The sequence below is a fragment of the Pseudomonas sp. UF-293 genome (assembly GCF_058245595.1).
The window spans coordinates 199,025-216,341 of record NZ_JBSICA010000008.1 but is presented as its reverse complement, the minus strand read 5'-3'; the positions used below and the strand labels follow the sequence as shown (position 1 = coordinate 216,341).

Annotated in this window: 16 protein-coding genes; 8 read left to right on the top strand and 8 right to left on the bottom strand. The window is 60.0% G+C overall.

The features are described from left to right. Positions 1-7: 7 nt before the first annotated feature. Positions 8-784, bottom strand: coding sequence for a ferredoxin--NADP reductase (locus AC4IHP_RS12150; RefSeq protein WP_490831777.1), 777 nt, complete (start codon positions 782-784; stop codon positions 8-10). 315 nt (positions 785-1,099) lie between these two features. Between AC4IHP_RS12150 and AC4IHP_RS12145 the strand changes: the two genes are divergently transcribed. Both AC4IHP_RS12145 and AC4IHP_RS12140 read left to right on the top strand, forming a co-directional pair. Continuing rightward, positions 1,100-1,810: an autoinducer binding domain-containing protein gene (locus tag AC4IHP_RS12145; RefSeq protein ID WP_490831776.1), complete on the top strand. Its 711-nt coding sequence runs from the start codon at positions 1,100-1,102 to the stop codon at positions 1,808-1,810. Between the two features lie 174 nt (positions 1,811-1,984). Next, positions 1,985-3,109 (top strand): methyltransferase, encoded by a 1,125-nt coding sequence (locus AC4IHP_RS12140; protein WP_460121592.1) that lies wholly within the window; start codon positions 1,985-1,987, stop codon positions 3,107-3,109. Between the two features lie 72 nt (positions 3,110-3,181). Here the strand turns inward: AC4IHP_RS12140 and AC4IHP_RS12135 are convergent, their stop codons facing one another. The 3 genes from AC4IHP_RS12135 to AC4IHP_RS12125 form a co-directional block, all read right to left on the bottom strand. Next, the gene (locus AC4IHP_RS12135) at positions 3,182-3,349 is read right to left on the bottom strand and encodes a DUF2474 domain-containing protein (protein ID WP_016773090.1); all 168 of its coding nucleotides are present in this window, start codon (positions 3,347-3,349) and stop codon (positions 3,182-3,184) included. Between the two features lie 84 nt (positions 3,350-3,433). Next, on the bottom strand, positions 3,434-4,441 hold the full coding sequence (gene cydB / locus AC4IHP_RS12130; RefSeq protein WP_016773089.1) for a cytochrome d ubiquinol oxidase subunit II: 1,008 nt from the start codon (positions 4,439-4,441) through the stop codon (positions 3,434-3,436). A gap of 3 nt (positions 4,442-4,444) precedes the next feature. Continuing rightward, positions 4,445-5,890 (bottom strand): cytochrome ubiquinol oxidase subunit I, encoded by a 1,446-nt coding sequence (locus AC4IHP_RS12125; protein ID WP_024014409.1) that lies wholly within the window; start codon positions 5,888-5,890, stop codon positions 4,445-4,447. A 395-nt stretch (positions 5,891-6,285) separates the two neighbouring features. Between AC4IHP_RS12125 and AC4IHP_RS12120 the strand changes: the two genes are divergently transcribed. Further along, positions 6,286-7,521, top strand: a complete 1,236-nt coding sequence (locus AC4IHP_RS12120) for an MFS transporter (RefSeq protein ID WP_490831775.1) — start codon at positions 6,286-6,288, stop codon at positions 7,519-7,521. A gap of 5 nt (positions 7,522-7,526) precedes the next feature. On the opposite strand, the gene AC4IHP_RS12115 is transcribed toward AC4IHP_RS12120, so the two are convergent. Together AC4IHP_RS12115 and AC4IHP_RS12110 are read right to left on the bottom strand one after the other, a co-directional pair. Further along, positions 7,527-8,078, bottom strand: a complete 552-nt coding sequence (locus tag AC4IHP_RS12115; RefSeq protein WP_460121594.1) for a DJ-1 family glyoxalase III — start codon at positions 8,076-8,078, stop codon at positions 7,527-7,529. A gap of 67 nt (positions 8,079-8,145) precedes the next feature. Further along, positions 8,146-8,592, bottom strand: a complete 447-nt coding sequence (locus AC4IHP_RS12110; RefSeq protein ID WP_490831774.1) for a DUF4879 domain-containing protein — start codon at positions 8,590-8,592, stop codon at positions 8,146-8,148. 220 nt (positions 8,593-8,812) lie between these two features. Between AC4IHP_RS12110 and AC4IHP_RS12105 the strand changes: the two genes are divergently transcribed. From AC4IHP_RS12105 to AC4IHP_RS12090, 4 genes are all read left to right on the top strand, one after another. Beyond that, positions 8,813-10,108 carry an NCS2 family permease gene (locus tag AC4IHP_RS12105; protein WP_460121598.1) on the top strand — a complete coding sequence of 432 codons (1,296 nt, stop codon included), beginning with the start codon at positions 8,813-8,815 and terminating at the stop codon, positions 10,106-10,108. Next, on the top strand, positions 10,105-11,184 hold the full coding sequence (gene trmA / locus AC4IHP_RS12100; protein WP_490831773.1) for a tRNA (uridine(54)-C5)-methyltransferase TrmA: 1,080 nt from the start codon (positions 10,105-10,107) through the stop codon (positions 11,182-11,184). Before AC4IHP_RS12105 ends, trmA begins: the two co-directional genes overlap by 4 nt. Positions 11,185-11,454: 270 nt before the next feature. Continuing rightward, a complete protein-coding gene (aroQ, locus tag AC4IHP_RS12095) occupies positions 11,455-11,895 on the top strand; it encodes a type II 3-dehydroquinate dehydratase (RefSeq protein ID WP_460121602.1) in 441 nt (146 codons plus the stop codon). A gap of 5 nt (positions 11,896-11,900) precedes the next feature. Beyond that, positions 11,901-12,755 carry a shikimate dehydrogenase gene (locus tag AC4IHP_RS12090; protein WP_490831772.1) on the top strand — a complete coding sequence of 285 codons (855 nt, stop codon included), beginning with the start codon at positions 11,901-11,903 and terminating at the stop codon, positions 12,753-12,755. Between the two features lie 117 nt (positions 12,756-12,872). Here AC4IHP_RS12090 and AC4IHP_RS12085 read toward each other — a convergent pair whose 3' ends face one another. Both AC4IHP_RS12085 and quiC read right to left on the bottom strand, forming a co-directional pair. Then, on the bottom strand, positions 12,873-13,550 hold the full coding sequence (locus AC4IHP_RS12085) for a TetR/AcrR family transcriptional regulator (protein ID WP_460121606.1): 678 nt from the start codon (positions 13,548-13,550) through the stop codon (positions 12,873-12,875). Positions 13,551-13,652: 102 nt separating this feature from the next. Next, entirely contained in the window at positions 13,653-15,554 is a 1,902-nt protein-coding gene (gene quiC / locus AC4IHP_RS12080; RefSeq protein ID WP_490831771.1) for a 3-dehydroshikimate dehydratase QuiC, read from the bottom strand. Positions 15,555-15,906: 352 nt separating this feature from the next. On the opposite strand from quiC, the gene AC4IHP_RS12075 reads away from it, so the two are divergent. After that, a complete protein-coding gene (locus tag AC4IHP_RS12075) occupies positions 15,907-17,244 on the top strand; it encodes an MFS transporter (RefSeq protein ID WP_024014417.1) in 1,338 nt (445 codons plus the stop codon). Positions 17,245-17,317: the final 73 nt, after the last annotated feature.

Below are 17,317 nucleotides of genomic sequence, written 5' to 3'. Positions count from 1 at the left end.
GTTTTCGTTACCAGTAATTCTCCACGGCCACCTGCCCCGGCTTGCGCGTCAGGCTCAGGCGCATGTCGCGCTGTTTAAGCAAGGCGCGGGTGTCGTCGATCATTTGCGGATTACCGCACAGCATCACCCGCGAATGCTCTGGCGATAGCTCAACGCCCGCCGCTCGCTCCAGTTCGCCATTTTCGATCAACGTGGTGATCCGGCCCTGCAGCGCGCCGGGGTGTGCTTCACGGGTCACAGTGGGGATGAATTGCAGCTTGTGGGCGTATTCGCTCAGATAGTCACGTTGCGCCAACCCGGCGATCAACTCCTGATAAGCCAGTTCCCGTGCTTCGCGCACGCTGTAAACCAGAATGATCCGCTCGAATTTCTCCCAGACTTCGAAGTCCTGCAGGATCGACAGAAACGGCGCTACTCCGGTGCCGGTGGACAGTAACCAAAGGTCTCGGCCATCGACAAAGCGATCCAGCGTCAGATAACCAAACGCTTGGCGCTCGACCATCAAAGTGTCGCCGACCTGGAGCCGGCTCAACTCACTGGTGAATTCACCGCCCGGCACAACAATGGAAAAGAACTCGAGAAACTCGTCGAACGGCGATGAGACCATCGAATACGCGCGCCAGACCGTGCTGCCATCGTGCTTGGTCACGCCCAGCCGGGCGAACTGGCCGGCACGAAAGCGAAAGCCGGGATCGCGGCTGGTGCGCAGCGTGAACAGGTTCGGGGTCAACGGTCGCACATCGAGCAAGGTCTGGGTGGTGTACTTCTCGGCGCTGGCAGTCATGAGGCACTCCTTGAAACAATTCCCCCCAGTGTCCCGCAAAATCGAGCTGGCAAACACTCGTGATTGGTAATGGTATTGATAACAGCGGCACTGCGATGTTGCATGTGCCGCCAGAGTCAGTTCTGGAGCAATAACTTTAATATGGCATTTAAAATATAACAGCCTGTATTGCTAAGAACACTTTATAAAAAACATCAAAGTTTCAATCTCGAAATAATGTAAGGCGATTCGCAGGAAAGATCCTACACTTCGATTCGTGCCGGATCTTTTGGATCCATTTGGCGCCCCGATATCAGGCTATGGAGGCGATAGTTCATGGAAACGTGGAAGGAATCACAATTGAAACAACTGACGTTTGCGAAGGGCATAGAATCGGCTTATGCAATATTGCTGAGATTCGCCGAAAACCTGGGCTTTAATTTCTGCGCCATCACCGTCACGTCAGCCAATCGCGAAGTGCATCTTAACGCCTTGCAAATCAATAACTATCCGAAAGAATGGAACGTCCAGTACAAAAAAGAGAACTATCGGAATATCGATCCGGTGATAGCGCATTGCACTCACTCAATATTGCCGATCGTTTGGGAGGAGACCGTGTTTTCAGACGCGCCCGAACTGTGGCAGGCGCTGAAACAGAACGGACTGCAACATGGCTGGTCGCAAGCGTTTCATGACGAAGCCAGCGCTTTGTGCAGCATCATCAGCCTGGCGCGCACCCATTGCCCGATCAGCCCGCTCGAGCTGTATGAGCATTATGGTTATCTGTTCTACGCCAACCAGCACCTCAGCGAATTGTATGCCCGCACCATTCCCCTGCAGGCCAAGCCCAGCAAGCCCAGGCTATCGTCCCGGGAGCTGGAGATCATGAAACTGTCCGCTGTGGGAAAAACCGCTCACGATATCTCGAGGATCCTCAGCCTGAGCGAACGCACCGTTAACTACCATGTGCAAAACGTCATCGAGAAATTCAACGTCTGCAACAAGATTTCTGCGGTGATTGCCGCCGCTCGTGCCGGGATCATCTGACAGCTGAGCGTTATCGCGCGGTAATCCTGCAAGTATTTACGCGCAAAAAAACGTACCATTCAGGCCTTTCCGAGTGATGACGCAACCTGCTTGCGTCGCAGTCCACTCGGTCGGATCCCGTCGCACGATCTGCCGGCAACGGGATATCTGCCGAATATCCTGAGTCCCCGCCCCATGCCCTTGCTCGAAACGCCTTTCGCCCAGCTCGACCTGATCCGCCAGCCTGAACAGCAAAATGAACCGCTGCAAGCGTTCGACGCGGCGGACGAATACCTGCTCAATCATCTCGCCAGCGAACAACCTGAGAGCCGCACGCGCGTGCTGGTGCTCAATGACAGCTTTGGCGCCTTGGCGATCAGTCTGCTGGGCAAGGTCGAGATCAGCAGCAGCGGCGACTCGTTCCTGGGTTTCCTCGGGCTGGAAAAGAATCTGCTGCGCAATGGCCAGGCGTTCGACGCGATCCGTCCGATACCGGCCAGTGAGCCTTTGGTCGGGCCGTTTGATCGGGTACTGATCCGCGTCCCCAAAACCCTGGCGCTGCTGGAGGAGCAATTGATCCGCCTGCAAGGGCAACTCGCTCCCGGTGCGCAAGTGATCGCCGCCGCCATGGTCAAGCATCTGCCGCGTGCTGCTGGCGACCTGCTGGAGCGCTACATCGGCCCGGTCCAGGCGTCGCTGGCCGTGAAGAAAGCCCGACTGCTGATCGCCACGCCTGACACCAAAGCGCCCGCCACATCGCCCTACCCGACTCGTTATCGTCTCGACGAGCCGGCAATCGAATTGCTCAACCACGCCAACGTCTTCTGCCGCGAAGGCCTCGACATCGGCACTCGCGCGTTTCTGCCGCATCTGCCGAAAAACCTTGGCAATTCGCGAGTCGCCGACCTGGGTTGCGGTAATGGTGTTCTGGCAATTGCCAGCGCCTTGCAGAACCCGGATGCACATTACACGCTGGTCGACGAATCGTTCATGGCAGTGCAATCGGCTGCCGAGAACTGGCGCGCAGCGTTGGGCGATCGTGAAGTCATCGTGCGCGCTGGCGACGGTCTGGCCGGGCAGGCGCCGCAGTCACTGGACGTGGTGCTGTGCAACCCACCGTTCCATCAGCAACAGGTGGTCGGCGACTTCCTCGCCTGGCGCATGTTCCAGCAGGCGCGCGAGGCACTGGTGGTCGGCGGTGCGCTATACATTGTCGGCAATCGGCATCTGGGCTATCACAGCAAACTGGCGCGCCTGTTCCGCGGTGTCGAGCAAGTGGCGGCCACGCCGAAATTCGTCATCCTCAAGGCGCGCAAATAAGTCTGCGGCATAAAAAAACCCTCCGTGAGGAGGGTTGCAAATCCAGACCCGAAGGCGCCGGAACCGGATGTTTCAGTGGGTGGTCAGACCCGCGGCATTCATGAACATGCGCATCAGGCTGGCGGCGATGAACAACACGCCGACACTGCCAACCCAGATCAGGGCCAACCAGCCGAGCCGCTGCCACAGCGGCTTTTTTTCGGCTTCTTCAATGTCGTGCAGGGAATGTTTGCCGGTCATTGCATCGATCTCCGTTAAGCCAAGGCGTCACTGCGGACGCCTTCGCGAGCAGGCTCGCTCCCACAGGGCAAGCCCAGCATGGGATTAGTGATAACCGTCTTCGTGGGTGACCTTGCCGCGGAACACGTAGTAGCTCCAGAAGGTATACCCCAGGATGAACGGGATGATGAACAGCGTGCCGACCAGCATGAAGCCCTGACTTTGCGGCGGCGCGGCGGCGTCCCAGATCGAGATCGACGGCGGCACGATATTCGGCCACAGGCTGATGCCCAAGCCGCTATAGCCGAGGAAGATCAGCACCAGGGTCAGCAGGAACGGCGTGTAGTTGGCGTTACGTGCCACCGCGCGAATCAGGCCGTACAAGGTGACCAGCACCAGGATCGGCACCGGCATGAACCAGAACAGATTCGGCATGCTGAACCAGCGCGAGGCGATTTCCGGATGCGACAGAGGCGTCCACAGGCTGACGATACCAATCACTGCCAACAGAACAAACGCCAGTGGCCGCGCCAGGTCATGCATCTGTTCCTGCAGCTTGCCTTCGGTTTTCATGATCAGCCAGGTGCAACCGAGCAATGCATAGGCCACCACCAGCGCCGCGCCACAGAACAGCGTGAAGGGCGTCAGCCAGTCCAGTGAACCGCCGGCGAACTGTCGGTTGACCACCGGCAAACCATCGATGAAAGCACCGAGCGCCACGCCCTGAAAGAACGTCGCCGCGATCGAACCACCGATGAACGCCTTGTCCCACAGATGACGTTTTTCATCCTTGGCCTTGAAGCGGAACTCGAAAGCCACGCCACGGAAGATCAGGCCCATCAGCATGAAGATCAGCGGCAGGTACAGCGCCGACAGCACCACCGAATAGGCCAGCGGGAATGCGCCGAACAACGCCGCGCCGCCCAGCACCAGCCAGGTTTCGTTGCCGTCCCACACGGGGGCGACCGTGTTCATCATCACATCGCGATCAGTCTTGCCGGGCACGAACGGGAAGAGAATGCCGATGCCCAGGTCGAAGCCGTCCATGACTACGTACATCATGATGCCGAAGATGATGATCACGGCCCAGATCAGCGGAAGATCGATACCCATGAGTCAAATCTCCTTGGTCAAGCGAGTGTTGTCTTCGTGCTCGCCCTCGGCCGGATCGTCGGCTGCGGACAACGGACGCGCCGGGGTGCGCTTCTTGCCTGGACCACCGTCCGGCGTTTCGCTGCCTTCGCTGATCTTCGGCCCTTTGCGCACCAGGCGCATCATGTAGCCGAGCCCGGCGCCGAACAGGGCGAAATACACCACAACGAACATGATCAGGGTGATGCTCATCTGCATGAAGCTGTGGTTGGACGAAGCATCTGCGGTGCGCATCAAGCCATAGACCACCCAAGGCTGACGGCCGATTTCAGTGGTGAACCAGCCGGCGAGAATCGCGATCAGGCCGGACGGCCCCATCCACAGAGCCAGATGCAGGAACGGCCGCGAGGTGTACAGCGAGTCACGCTTGCGCAGCCACAGGCTCCAAAGACCGGTGAAAATCATCAGGAAGCCGAGGCCGACCATGATTCGGAACGACCAGAACACGATGGTCGAATTCGGCCGGTCTTCCGGTGGGAACTCCTTCAGCGCCGGTACTTGTTTATCCAGCGAGTGGGTGAGGATCAGGCTGCCGAGGTAGGGGATCTCCACGGCGAACTTGGTGCGCTCTTCTTTCATGTCCGGCCAGCCGAACAGGATCAGCGGCGTTGCCTCGTCGCCATGGTTTTCCCAGTGGCCTTCGATCGCCGCGATTTTCGCCGGCTGATGCTTGAGCGTATTGAGGCCGTGGAAGTCGCCGATCACTGCCTGGATCGGCGCGACGATCAACGCCATCCACATGGCCATCGACAGCATGGTGCGGATCGCCGGGTTGTCCCTGCCCCGCAGCAGGTGCCAGGCCGCCGACGAGCCGACGAAGAACGCCGTTGCGACGAACGCGGCCGTGGCCATATGCATCAGGCGGTACGGGAATGACGGGTTGAAGATGATTGCCAGCCAGTCGGTGGGGATGACCTGACCGTTGACGATTTCAAAGCCTTGCGGGGTCTGCATCCAGCTGTTGGAGGCGAGAATCCAGAAGGTCGAAATCAGCGTGCCGATCGCTACCATCACCGTCGAGAAGAAGTGCAGGCCGCGCCCGACCTTGTTCCAGCCGAACAGCATGACGCCAAGGAAACCAGCTTCAAGGAAAAACGCCGTAAGCACTTCATAGGTCAGCAACGGCCCGGTGACGGCACCGGCGAAGTCGGAGAAACGACTCCAGTTGGTGCCGAACTGATAAGCCATGACCAGCCCGGAAACCACGCCCATGCCGAAATTGACGGCAAAAATCTTCGACCAGAAATGGTAGAGATCGCGGTAGGTGTCGTTGCGGGTCTTCAGCCACAAACCTTCGAGCACTGCCAGGTAACTCGCCAGGCCGATGGTGATGGCCGGGAACAGAATGTGGAACGAGATGGTGAACGCGAATTGAATTCGGGCGAGATCCAGAGCCTCTAAACCGAACATATGGCTTCCTCTGTCAGGTAATACGGGTAGCTGGCCCGGAGGCCTGCACCACTGCCCCCACGGATATGGAGTGCGGCGAATTCGGATTCGTTCTTTTTTTGCAACCATCGCAACGCAGGGAGTCTGGCCAAATGGCCGCCAGATCAGTTCCGGATGAGGCCTTGATCTGGATCAAGCAACGTTGAAAGAGTAGTCCCATTTTTGCCAATGAACTGCGTGGTCGTTTGCCGCGTGGCAAGTTGTCTCACTCCTTCGCAATCGAGCGGATGGCCGTTGCGCCTGATCCACGCGGCGGAAAAAACCCTTGCCTGGCTAACTGAATTGTTTCTCGTAGCAACTTCCTGTTACAGACTGGTGATAATCTCGCCGTTCACCCGTCCAAGACCTGCCTTCAGATGCCCACACAAGAGCCCCTGCTGTTACGTCACCATCGTCCGTTCATGGCCTTCTGGCTGGCGCGGATCTTTACCGCCAGCGGCTTTCAGATGCTCACCGTGGCGATTGGCTGGAACCTGTATCAACTGACCGGCAACGTGCTGGATCTGGGCCTGGTCGGGCTGGTCGAATTTGCTCCGCGCGTGCTGTTCATGCTGCACACCGGCCATGTCGCCGATCGCTATGACCGGCGCAAGGTCGCCGCGCTCTGTCAGTCGTTGCAGGCGTTGATTGCTTTGGCACTGGCCGTCGGCAGTGCCACCGATCACGTCACTCGCGAGATGATTTTCACCCTCGCCTTTCTGCTCGGCGCGGCGCGTTCGTTCGAGATGCCAACGACTCAGGCGCTACTGCCCAGCATCGTCCCCAGCGCCCTGTTCCCCCGCGCCGTCGCTGCCGCGCAATCGGCGCAACAGTCGGCGACCATCGTCGCACCGGCACTCGGCGGCTTGCTCTATGCATTCGGCAGCGTCTGGGTCTACGGCCCGACCGTGTTGCTGTACGTGATCGCCTGCGCGCTGATGCTCAATCTGCCGGCCCGCCAGACGCCGCTGAACAAAGGCAAAGCCACACTGGATTCGTTGCTGGCGGGGATTCGCTTTATCCGCAGCCGTCCGGACATTCTCGGCGCGATCTCGCTGGACCTGTTCGCCGTGTTGCTCGGTGGCGCCACGGCGTTGCTGCCGGTGTTCGCCAAGGACATTCTGCTGACCGGCCCGTGGGGCCTTGGCCTGTTGCGCTCGGCGCCGGCGGTGGGTGCGTTGCTGATGTCGCTGTTTCTGGCGCGATTTGCCGTGGAACGCAATGTCGGTCGGGTGATGTTCACCGCCGTCGGCATCTTCGGCGTCGCCACCATCGCGTTCGGCCTGTCGACCTCGTTCTGGTTCTCGCTGGCGGTGCTGGTGGTGCTCGGCGCGGCGGACATGATCAGCATGGTCATCCGTGCCTCGTTCGTACAACTGGAAACCCCCGATGAAATGCGCGGCCGGGTCAGCGCGGTGAATGGCCTGTTCATCGGTGCTTCAAATCAGTTAGGCGAATTCGAATCCGGCCTCACCGCCCACTGGTTCGGCACCGTGCCGGCGGTGGTCATGGGCGGGATCGGCACGCTGGTGGTGACGGGAACGTGGATCAAACTGTTCCCGACGTTGGCGAATCGGGATCGTATGCATGTGCCGGTGGAAGAGAAGGTCTGAATCCTTCAGGCCATCAACTCCCCCGCCACCCTCACCCGCAGCGCCTTGCCGCCAAGCTGCTCGACCAGAGTCAAGGCAAACTCCAGTGCCGCGCCCGAGCCTTGGGCGGTGATGCAGTTGCCGTCGACCACCACTGGTTGATCGACAAACGTACAGCCCGACAACTGATGGCTGGCACCGGACAGGCAGGTCATGCGTCGCTGGCGCAGCACGCCTGATGCTTGCAGGGCGACAGCCGGAGCTTCGCCGATGGCGGCGAACAGCCTGCCGGCGCTGGATTGGTCTTTGAGCAATTGCTGCAAGGGCTGATGCGCCGCCAGATGCCGGGAACCGACGTCGCCGCCCGGCAGGACAATCAGGTCGAAGCTTTGCGCCAGCACATCGACCAGCATGCCATCGGCAGTCAGTCGGGTGCCGCGCGCGCAGGTCAGCATGCGCCGGCCTTCGATGCTGGCGGCTATCACTTCGATGCCGGCGCGGCGCAGCACGTCGATCAAGGTCACGCTTTGCAAATCGTCGATGCCCTCGGCGAGGGCAATCAGGGCTCTGGAAGTCATGGGCGCTTTCCGCTGGATAGTCAGTCAAGCGTAGTCAGCTTTGTCCCACCCTGTGCGCAGACAGCCGTTACTTGATGTAAAGCTGGGTCGAGAGCGTGTTGCGCGGGGCGTTGATCGAGGTGTTGCTGAAGTTGAAGGTGCCTTGCTGTTTGCCGGCCAGATCGAAGGTATACAGAGAACCGACGGTTTTGCTGCCAGGCGTGCATTCGGTGAGGTTGCCGTTATCGAAGGCGCACACCGGACCTCGGGTCCCGTTGACCTCGAAACCATCCAGCGTCACGTGTGGCTGGTTCTGGCCATAGCCGACTTCCAGCACGTAGACCTTGACATTCGGCCCGCTGTGATCGCACTGGGTTTGCGGCTGGTTAGCGGCAATATCTTCCAGACCGCAGGACGGTGACTGCACTTTGATCACCTTCACCTCGGAGAGTGGCGGCGCCGATGCCGCGAACGCTGGAGCTGTTACCAGTAGTGCTGCAATCCATCCGAAAATCCTGATCCCGCCGTTGCGCATGCCTGCCCACTCCAAAAAATCAGCGCGCAGTATGGCGCAGTTGTCGGCTGCGCAAAACTTCGCCGACGATCGACACCAACATCCGCCAAATTCCTCACGCGACTGGTATGATGCGCGGCTTTTTCCGGCCCACGACAATTTCCCAGGCGCTTGCGACGGTCTGTGCTTTGCTGTTGAGGTCGATACATTCACGGCGCCAAGCGCGCCACGGGGAGCAGACATGCTGGAAAGGCTGTTTCAACTCAAGGCACACAACACCAACGTGCGCACCGAAATTCTTGCGGGCGTCACGACTTTCCTGGCCATGGCTTACATTCTGTTCGTCAACCCGAGCATCCTCGGCGAGACCGGCATGGACAAGGGCGCGATTTTCGTCGCCACCTGTCTGGCGGCCGCCATCGGTTCGACCGTGATGGGCCTGATCGCCAACTACCCGATCGCCCTCGCTCCGGGCATGGGTCTGAATGCCTTCTTTACCTACACCGTGGTTCTGCACATGGGTCACACCTGGCAAGTTGCGCTGGGGGCGGTGTTCATTTCCGCCGTGCTGTTCTTTCTGCTGTCGATCTTCCGCATCCGTGAATGGATCATCAATGCCATCCCGCTGCCACTGCGCTCGGCGATCGCCGCCGGTATCGGTCTGTTCCTGGCATTGATTGCCTTGCACAACGCCGAAATCGTGGTCGGCAATTCGGCGACCATGGTCGGCCTCGGTGATCTGACCAAACCGGCACCGATCCTTGCGACAATCGGCTTCGCTGTGATCGTCGCCCTCGAAGCGCTGAAAGTGCGCGGTGCGGTGCTGATCGGCATTCTCGCTGTGACCATCGCCTCGATCGCGCTGAATGTCACCAAGTTCGGCGGCATCATGTCGATGCCGCCGTCGCTGGCGCCGACCTTCCTGCAACTGGATATCAAAGGCGCACTGGACATCGGTCTGGTCAGCGTGATCTTCGCCTTCCTGTTCGTCGACCTGTTCGACAACTCCGGGACCCTGATCGGCGTCGCCAAGCGCGCCGGCCTGATGGGCAAGGACGGCCACATGCCGAAAATGGGCCGTGCGCTGATCGCCGACAGTACGGCGGCCATGGCCGGTTCGCTGCTGGGCACGTCGACCACCACCAGTTACATCGAATCCGCAGCCGGCGTCAGTGCCGGTGGCCGCACTGGCCTGACCGCCATCGTCGTGGCAATCCTGTTCCTGCTGGCGCTGTTCTTCTCGCCGCTGGCGGCCAGTGTTCCGGCTTTCGCCACCGCGCCAGCACTGCTGTTCGTCGCCGTGCTGATGACCTCCGGCCTGGCGGAAATAGACTGGGACGACATCACGGTGGCTGCGCCGGTTGTGGTTACCGCGCTGGCCATGCCGTTCACCTATTCGATCGCCAACGGCATCGCCTTCGGCTTCATCGCCTGGACCGCCATCAAGCTGCTGTCCGGCCGTGCCCGTGAGCTGAACCCGGCACTGGTGATTCTGTCGATTCTGTTTGTGATCAAGCTGGGTTGGTTCAACGCATGACTTTCGATTCTCAAGCCTACGCCGAACAACTCGAAGCCAAGGTCACGCGCTTGCGTGATCTGCTGGCGCCGTTCGATGCACCTGCGCCGACGGTGTTTGATTCGCCGTTGCAGAACTTTCGCCTGCGCGCCGAGTTCCGCCTGTGGCGCGAGGGCGGCGAGCGGCATTACGCGATGTTCTCTCAGGACGACAAGCGCACGCCGATCCTCATCGAGCAATTCCCTATCGCCAGCCTGCGCATCAACCAGTTGATGCCGCAGTTGAAGGCCGCGTGGCAAGCCAGTTCGGCGCTGAGCCACAAGTTGTTCCAGGTCGAATTCCTGACCACGCTGGCCGGCGACGCGATGATCACCCTGTGCTATCACCGCCCGCTGGACGAGCACTGGCATGCGGCAGCCACTCAGTTGTCGGCCGATCTCGGCGTGAGCATCATCGGCCGCTCCAAGGGCAAGCGCGAAGTGCTCGGCCAGGACTATGTCGTCGAGAAACTCGAAGTCGGCGGCCGCCCCTTCAGCTATCGCCAGCCCGAAGGCGCGTTCACCCAGCCCAACGGCACGGTGAACCAGAAGATGCTCAACTGGGCATACGAAGCCCTGGGTGATCGCAGCGACGATCTGCTCGAGTTGTACTGCGGCAACGGCAACTTCACCCTGCCGCTGGCGACTCGCGTGCGCAAAGTGCTCGCCACCGAGATCAGCAAGACGTCGGTCAACGCAGCCCTGAGCAATCTCAGCGAAAACGCTGTGGATAACGTTACGCTGGTGCGTTTGTCCGCCGAGGAACTGACCGAAGCGCTCAACGAAGTGCGCCCGTTCCGCCGCCTGCAGGGCATCGATCTGAAGAGCTACGAGTTCGGCAGCGTTTTCGTCGATCCGCCGCGCGCCGGCATGGACCCGGACACCTGCGAACTGACCCGGCGCTTCGACAACATCCTCTACATCTCCTGCAACCCGGACACCCTGGCGGCCAACATCGCCCAGTTGCATGACACGCACCGTATCACCCAGTGCGCGATGTTCGACCAGTTCCCGTGGACCCATCACATGGAATCCGGTGTGCTGCTGACCCGGCGTTGATCACGGGTAGCTGATACGAAAAAGCCGTCGTGATTGACGGCTTTTTTGTGGGTGCTCTAAAAGATCGCAGCCTTCGGCAGCTCCTACATGTGGAACGCGGTTATCTGTAGGAGCTGCCGAAGGCTGCGATCTTTTGATCTGTGCGATCACCGAACATAAAACGCCAAGGTCATTCCTGTTCAATTGACCGATGTAACCATCTAGTACATTTTATCTCCACAGGCTGAACCCTCTCGGCCGATGCCAAAAACAATAAGTGGAGTTGCCCCCATGCCCCCTATCGTTCTGGTGCTTAACGGCCCGAACCTGAACCTGCTCGGCACCCGCGAGCCGGCGACTTATGGTCATGAGACCCTGGCGGATATTTCGGCGCTATGTGGTCGTGCGGCTGACGAGTTCGGCCTGACCGTGGAATTTCGCCAGACCAATCATGAAGGCGAGCTGCTCGACTGGATTCACGCCGCGCGCGGTCGTTGTGCCGGGATCGTGATCAATCCGGCGGCGTGGACGCACACGTCCGTGGCGATTCGCGATGCGCTGGTCGCCAGTGAATTACCGGTGATCGAGGTGCATCTGTCCAACGTGCATGCCCGCGAGCCGTTCCGTCATCATTCGTTTGTTTCCGGCATTGCCACGGCGGTGATGTGCGGGTTCGGCAGCCATGGTTATCGCCTGGCGCTGGAGCATTTCCGCCAGCGGTTGCAGAGGTAAGAACCATGTCGCGTTCCAAGGTGATACTCGCCGGGCTGATCGGCGCCGGGATTCAGGCTTCACGTACACCGGCACTGCATGAGCACGAAGGGGATGCGCAAGGCCTGCGCTATCTGTACCAGCTCATCGACCTCGATCAATTGCGCCTCGACAGCACGGCCCTGCCCGACTTGTTGCACGCGGCCGAGCGGATGAACTACACCGGGCTGAACATCACTTTCCCGTGCAAACAGGCCGTCATCCCACTGCTCGACGAATTGTCGCCGGAAGCACGAGGTATCGGCGCGGTCAACACCGTGGTGCTGAAGGACGGCAAGCGTGTCGGCCACAACACCGATTGCCTCGGTTTCGCCGAGGGGTTTCGCCGGGGTCTGACGGACGTTGCGCGCGAACGTGTCGTCCAGATGGGCGCTGGCGGCGCAGGCGCGGCAGTGGCCCACGCACTGCTCAGCGAAGGCGTACGGCAACTGACGATTTTTGATGTTGATCGCGAGCGCGCGGAAAGTCTGGCAAACAATCTGAATCAACATTTTGGCGCCAGTCGCGCGCAGGCCGGAGGGGATTTGCCCGGAGCGCTGGCGCAGGCCGATGGCCTGGTCAACACCACGCCGATGGGTATGGCCAAGCTGCCGGGTTCACCGGTGCCGGCCGGGTTGCTGCGCAAGCAAATGTGGGTCGCGGAAATTGTGTATTTCCCGCTGGAAACCGAACTGCTGCGCGACGCCCGCGCTTTGGGTTGCCGCACGCTGGATGGCGGCACCATGGCGGTGTTTCAGGCGGTGAAGGCGTTTGAACTGTTCAGCGGCGTGGTGCCGGATGCGCAGCGCATGCTTGAGCATTTTCAGCGCATGAATGGCTGAACGACAGGGTAACTCTTGTGGGAGCGAGCCTGCTCGCGAAGGCGTCGGATCAGTCAACGAACATGGCGACTGATACGCCGCTTTCGCGAGCAGGCTCGCTCCCACAGGGAGATCGAGTCAGGCCTTAAGGTAGCGCAACACCGATTCGCAGATCATTTCCCGATGGCGCTGTTTGATGGCTTCATCCGGCAGGTCGATCTGGAAGATCTCCCCCAGCGTGTGGCGGTTCGACACGCGATAGAAGCAGAACGAACTGATCAGCAGGTGCACATCCAGCGCATCGATGCCACGCCGGAACAAACCTTCGTCCGCACCCCGCTGCAGAATTCCGCCCAAGGTGTCGAGGATCGTGTTGTTCAGCGCCTTGATCGCATCGGAACGCTTTACGTACTCGGCGTTGTGGATGTTTTCGATGCTGACGATGCGCACGAAATCGACGTTGCGGTCGTGGTGATCGAAGGTGAATTCCACCAGCCGACGGATCGCCAACTCGGGCGGCAACTCATCCAGATGCAGGCGGTTTTCCGTGCTGCGGATATCGCCGTAGAGTTTCTCCAGCACCTCGACGTACAACTGCTCCTTGCTGCCGAAGTAGTAATAGATCATGCGCTTGGAGGTGTGGATGCGCTCGGCGATCGCGTCGACGCGGGCGCCGGACAGGCCCTGCTGGACGAACTCGACGATCGCCTCCTGGAGAATGTTCTCGCGGGTCTTTTCCGGGTTGTTCTTGCGACTCTTGCGCGGCACTGCCTCGGACTCGACAGCAGCGGCGGAAAGTTCTGAATTCATGGTCATCGCGGGCTCACGGCCATCACTGCACAAGCTGGCGATTATGGGCCGCGCGGGACAGTGAAGGAAGCCGCGCAGCCGGTGTTTAATCCCGCGTTTACGAATTCCCTACAACTTCGCCTGACGCACCGCACCGCTGCGGGATTTGGCCATCGCCGCCAGCCGCACCGCAACGTTGGCCGCGCCATAACCGGCGTAACCGTTCTTGCGCTGGATGATCTCGAAGAAGAACCGCCCCTCGAACGGCTCGGTGTAGACATGAAACAACTCGCCGCCCTGAGCGTCACGGTCGTAGAGCACGTTGTAATAGGCCAGTTCGCTGAGGAATTCATCGTCGAAATCGAAGCGCGCCGCGAGGTCGTCGTAGTAATTCAACGGGATGTCCAGCAGCGGCACGCCGGCCTCTTTGGCGCGACTGACCTGGGCAAAGATGTCGTCACAATCGAAGGCGATGTGGTGCACACCGGAGCCGCGATAACTCGATAGCGCATGCGAAATGGCGGTGTTGCGGTTCTCCGAGATGTTCAGTGGCAAACGGATCGAACTGTCGCGGCTGCGCAATGCGCGGCTCTTCACCAGACCGTACGGATCGGGCAAAACCACTTCGTCGTCGGCCTCGAAATCCAGCAGGCTTTTATAGAACAGCACCCAACTGTCGAGACTGTCCGCCGGCAGCGCCATGGCCATGTGATCGATACGCTTGAGGCCGCCACCGGTCTGCGCGCCCGGCAACAGATTGAAATCGGTGCCGTATACGTCGGCTTTCTCATCGACCAGATAAATCAGGCTGCCGTCCGGTGCACGCACCGCCGCCAGTTCCAGTTCATTCGGCCCGACCAGCCCGCGATAAGGCTGCCCCTTGTAAGCGACCGCGCGGGCCAGCGCACTGGTGCTGTCCTTGACCCGCACAGCCGTGGCGCACAGCGACGGGCCGTGGGCTTCGAAAAAGCTGTGAGCAAACGAATAAGGTTCGGAGTTGAGAATCAGGTTGATATCGCCCTGACGCAGCAGGCTGACACTTTTCGAGCGATGCTGGCCCGCCTTGGCAAAACCGAGGCGTTGCAGCCAGTGACTGAGCTTCGCGCCGAGCGCTTCGTCGACGGCAAACTCGAGAAATTCAACGCCGTTGTATTCACTGGCCTGCGGCGTTTCGAAAAGAATTTCACGGTTGGCTACCGGCGTCGCTTCCTGCTCGAGACGCTGACGGGTCTTCTCTTCCAGATACAGCAGCGAACGCAAACCGTCGGCGGCGTTGGCCCGTGGCGGTGCGGCGCGGAAGCCATCGTTGAAGATTTCCAGCGACAGCGGCCCGCTATAGCCACTCTTGATGATCGGCGCGAGGAAACCCGGCAGATCAAATTCGCCCTGCCCCGGGAAACAACGGAAATGCCGGCTCCACTCCAGCACATCCATGGCCAGGATCGGCGCGTCGGCCATTTGCACGAAAAAGATCTTGTCGCCGGGAATATCGGCGATCGCGCGGGGATCGCCCTGCAGCGACAGGGTGTGGAAGCTGTCGAGCAGCACGCCGAGATTGGGGTGATCAGCCTGACGGACGATGTCCCAGACCTGTTGATAAGTGCTGACGTGCCGGCCCCAGGCCAGCGCTTCGTAACCAATGCGCAAGCCACGGGCAGCGGCGCGTTCGGCCAGCAGGCGCAAATCATCGACGAGGATTTGTTGATCGCCGACACTGTCCGGCGAGGCGTTGCTGCAGACCAGCACCAGGTCGGTGCCAAGTTCCTGCATCAGATCGAACTTGCGCTCGGCACGCTCCAGGTTACGCGCCAGGCGATCGCGGCGGCAGCCTTCGAAGTCACGGAACGGCTGAAACAGGGTGATGGCGATGCCGAGATCGGCGCACATCTGTTTAATTTCCCGGGGACTGCCGTCGTAGTACAGGAGGTCGTTTTCGAAAATCTCCACGCCGTCGAACCCGGCGGCGGCAATGGCTTCGAGTTTTTCCGGCAGGGTGCCGCTCAAGGAAACGGTGGCAATGGAACGCTGCATGTTTCAACTCCCGGACTGCGCCGCTTTTATGTAGGAGCTGCCGAAGGCTGCGGTCGTTTGATGTTGCTTTTCAGATCAAGATCAAAAGATCGCAGCCTTCGGCAGCTCCTACAAGGGAATGGGTTTTTATAGTGAGGGAAATTATTGGCTGCATCACTGCGCGCAGCAATTTAAAGTGTACTACCCGGTTAGTTTTGCGTGCGATTATCGAACACTAAGGCGATTTGGCGAATTGACGATTTTTTGTTCACTGCCCAACATCGGTTGCACATCGAGTCCGGCCACTAACCACCGGGCAAGGTGTTCGACAGAAAAGAACACCAAATAACAAATCCAAAAACGGGTGGAACACATGATTCCTTCACAGACTTCCCGCATGGCTCCGGCCATGAGCACTGCCACGGGTGGCATTGGCGACAAGATCCGCGGCGCCATGGCCGTCGGCAAGACCCGCTGGGGCATGCTGGCGCTGGTGTTTTTTGCCACCACCCTCAACTACATCGACCGCGCCGCCCTCGGCGTCATGCAGCCGATCCTCGCCAAGGAAATGAGCTGGACGGCGATGGACTACGCCAACATCAACTTCTGGTTTCAGGTCGGCTACGCGATCGGCTTTGTCCTGCAGGGACGACTGATCGACCGGGTCGGCGTCAAGCGCGTGTTCTTCTGCGCCGTGCTGCTCTGGAGCCTGGCGACCGGCGCCCATGGCCTGGCGACCTCAGCGGTCGGCTTCATGGTCTGTCGCTTCATCCTCGGTCTGACCGAAGCGGCCAACTACCCGGCCTGCGTGAAGACCACTCGCCTGTGGTTCCCGGCCGGTGAACGTGCGGTCGCTACCGGCATTTTCAACGCCGGCACCAACGTCGGGGCGATGTTCACGCCGATGCTGCTGCCTCTGGTACTTCACGTGTGGGGCTGGCAAGCGGCATTCCTGTGCATGGCCGCACTCGGCGGGATCTGGCTGTTGTTCTGGGGCTTGAAGTACTTCAATCCGGAAGACCATCCGACGGTGAAACAGTCGGAACTCGATTACATCCAGCAGCAGGTCGAACCGGAACAGGCCCGTGTGCCGTTCAGCAAGATCCTGCGCATGCGCGGCACCTGGGCCTTCGCCCTCGCCTACTCGCTGACCGCGCCGGTGTTCTGGTTCTATCTGTACTGGCTGCCGCCGTTTCTCAATCAGCAATACAACCTCGGCATCAACGTGACGCAGATGGGTATTCCGCTGATCATCATCTACGTCACGGCTGACTTCGGCAGTGTCGGCGGCGGGATTCTGTCCTCGTTCCTGATCGGTCGCGGCATGAACTCGATCAAGGCGCGGCTGCTGTCGATGTTGCTGTTTGCCTGCTGCATCATCGGCGTGGTCATGGCCGCCGGTTCAGCGAATCTGTGGGTGGCGGTGGCAGCGATCTCGTTGGCGATCGGCGCGCATCAGGCCTGGACTGCGAACATCTGGAGCCTGGTGATGGACTACACGCCCAAGCACATGATGAGCACGGTGTTCGGCTTCGGCGGCATGTGCGCGGCGATCGGCGGGATGTTCATGACTCAGATCGTCGGCCACATCCTCACCGTCACCAACAACAACTACACAGTGCTGTTCACGCTGATTCCGGCGATGTACTTCCTCGCACTGACGTGGATGTACTTCATGGCACCGCGCAAGATTCCGACCGTTACCGAATAACCTGCCTGCATACATCCCATTGTGGGAGCGAGCCTGCTCGCGAAGGCGTCACGTCAGCCACCGAATATGGCGA

Excerpts from the sequence above, each read along its gene's own strand:
- AC4IHP_RS12150 (WP_490831777.1), bottom strand. The coding sequence starts at position 784 with ATGACTGCCAGCGCCGAGAAGTACACCACCCAGACCTTGCTCGATGTG.
- AC4IHP_RS12145 (WP_490831776.1), top strand. The coding sequence starts at position 1,100 with ATGGAAACGTGGAAGGAATCACAATTGAAACAACTGACGTTTGCGAAG.
- AC4IHP_RS12140 (WP_460121592.1), top strand. The coding sequence starts at position 1,985 with ATGCCCTTGCTCGAAACGCCTTTCGCCCAGCTCGACCTGATCCGCCAG.
- AC4IHP_RS12135 (WP_016773090.1), bottom strand. The coding sequence starts at position 3,349 with ATGACCGGCAAACATTCCCTGCACGACATTGAAGAAGCCGAAAAAAAG.
- cydB (WP_016773089.1), bottom strand. The coding sequence starts at position 4,441 with ATGGGTATCGATCTTCCGCTGATCTGGGCCGTGATCATCATCTTCGGC.
- AC4IHP_RS12125 (WP_024014409.1), bottom strand. The coding sequence starts at position 5,890 with ATGTTCGGTTTAGAGGCTCTGGATCTCGCCCGAATTCAATTCGCGTTC.
- AC4IHP_RS12120 (WP_490831775.1), top strand. The coding sequence starts at position 6,286 with ATGCCCACACAAGAGCCCCTGCTGTTACGTCACCATCGTCCGTTCATG.
- AC4IHP_RS12115 (WP_460121594.1), bottom strand. The coding sequence starts at position 8,078 with ATGACTTCCAGAGCCCTGATTGCCCTCGCCGAGGGCATCGACGATTTG.
- AC4IHP_RS12110 (WP_490831774.1), bottom strand. The coding sequence starts at position 8,592 with ATGCGCAACGGCGGGATCAGGATTTTCGGATGGATTGCAGCACTACTG.
- AC4IHP_RS12105 (WP_460121598.1), top strand. The coding sequence starts at position 8,813 with ATGCTGGAAAGGCTGTTTCAACTCAAGGCACACAACACCAACGTGCGC.
- trmA (WP_490831773.1), top strand. The coding sequence starts at position 10,105 with ATGACTTTCGATTCTCAAGCCTACGCCGAACAACTCGAAGCCAAGGTC.
- aroQ (WP_460121602.1), top strand. The coding sequence starts at position 11,455 with ATGCCCCCTATCGTTCTGGTGCTTAACGGCCCGAACCTGAACCTGCTC.
- AC4IHP_RS12090 (WP_490831772.1), top strand. The coding sequence starts at position 11,901 with ATGTCGCGTTCCAAGGTGATACTCGCCGGGCTGATCGGCGCCGGGATT.
- AC4IHP_RS12085 (WP_460121606.1), bottom strand. The coding sequence starts at position 13,550 with ATGACCATGAATTCAGAACTTTCCGCCGCTGCTGTCGAGTCCGAGGCA.
- quiC (WP_490831771.1), bottom strand. The coding sequence starts at position 15,554 with ATGCAGCGTTCCATTGCCACCGTTTCCTTGAGCGGCACCCTGCCGGAA.
- AC4IHP_RS12075 (WP_024014417.1), top strand. The coding sequence starts at position 15,907 with ATGATTCCTTCACAGACTTCCCGCATGGCTCCGGCCATGAGCACTGCC.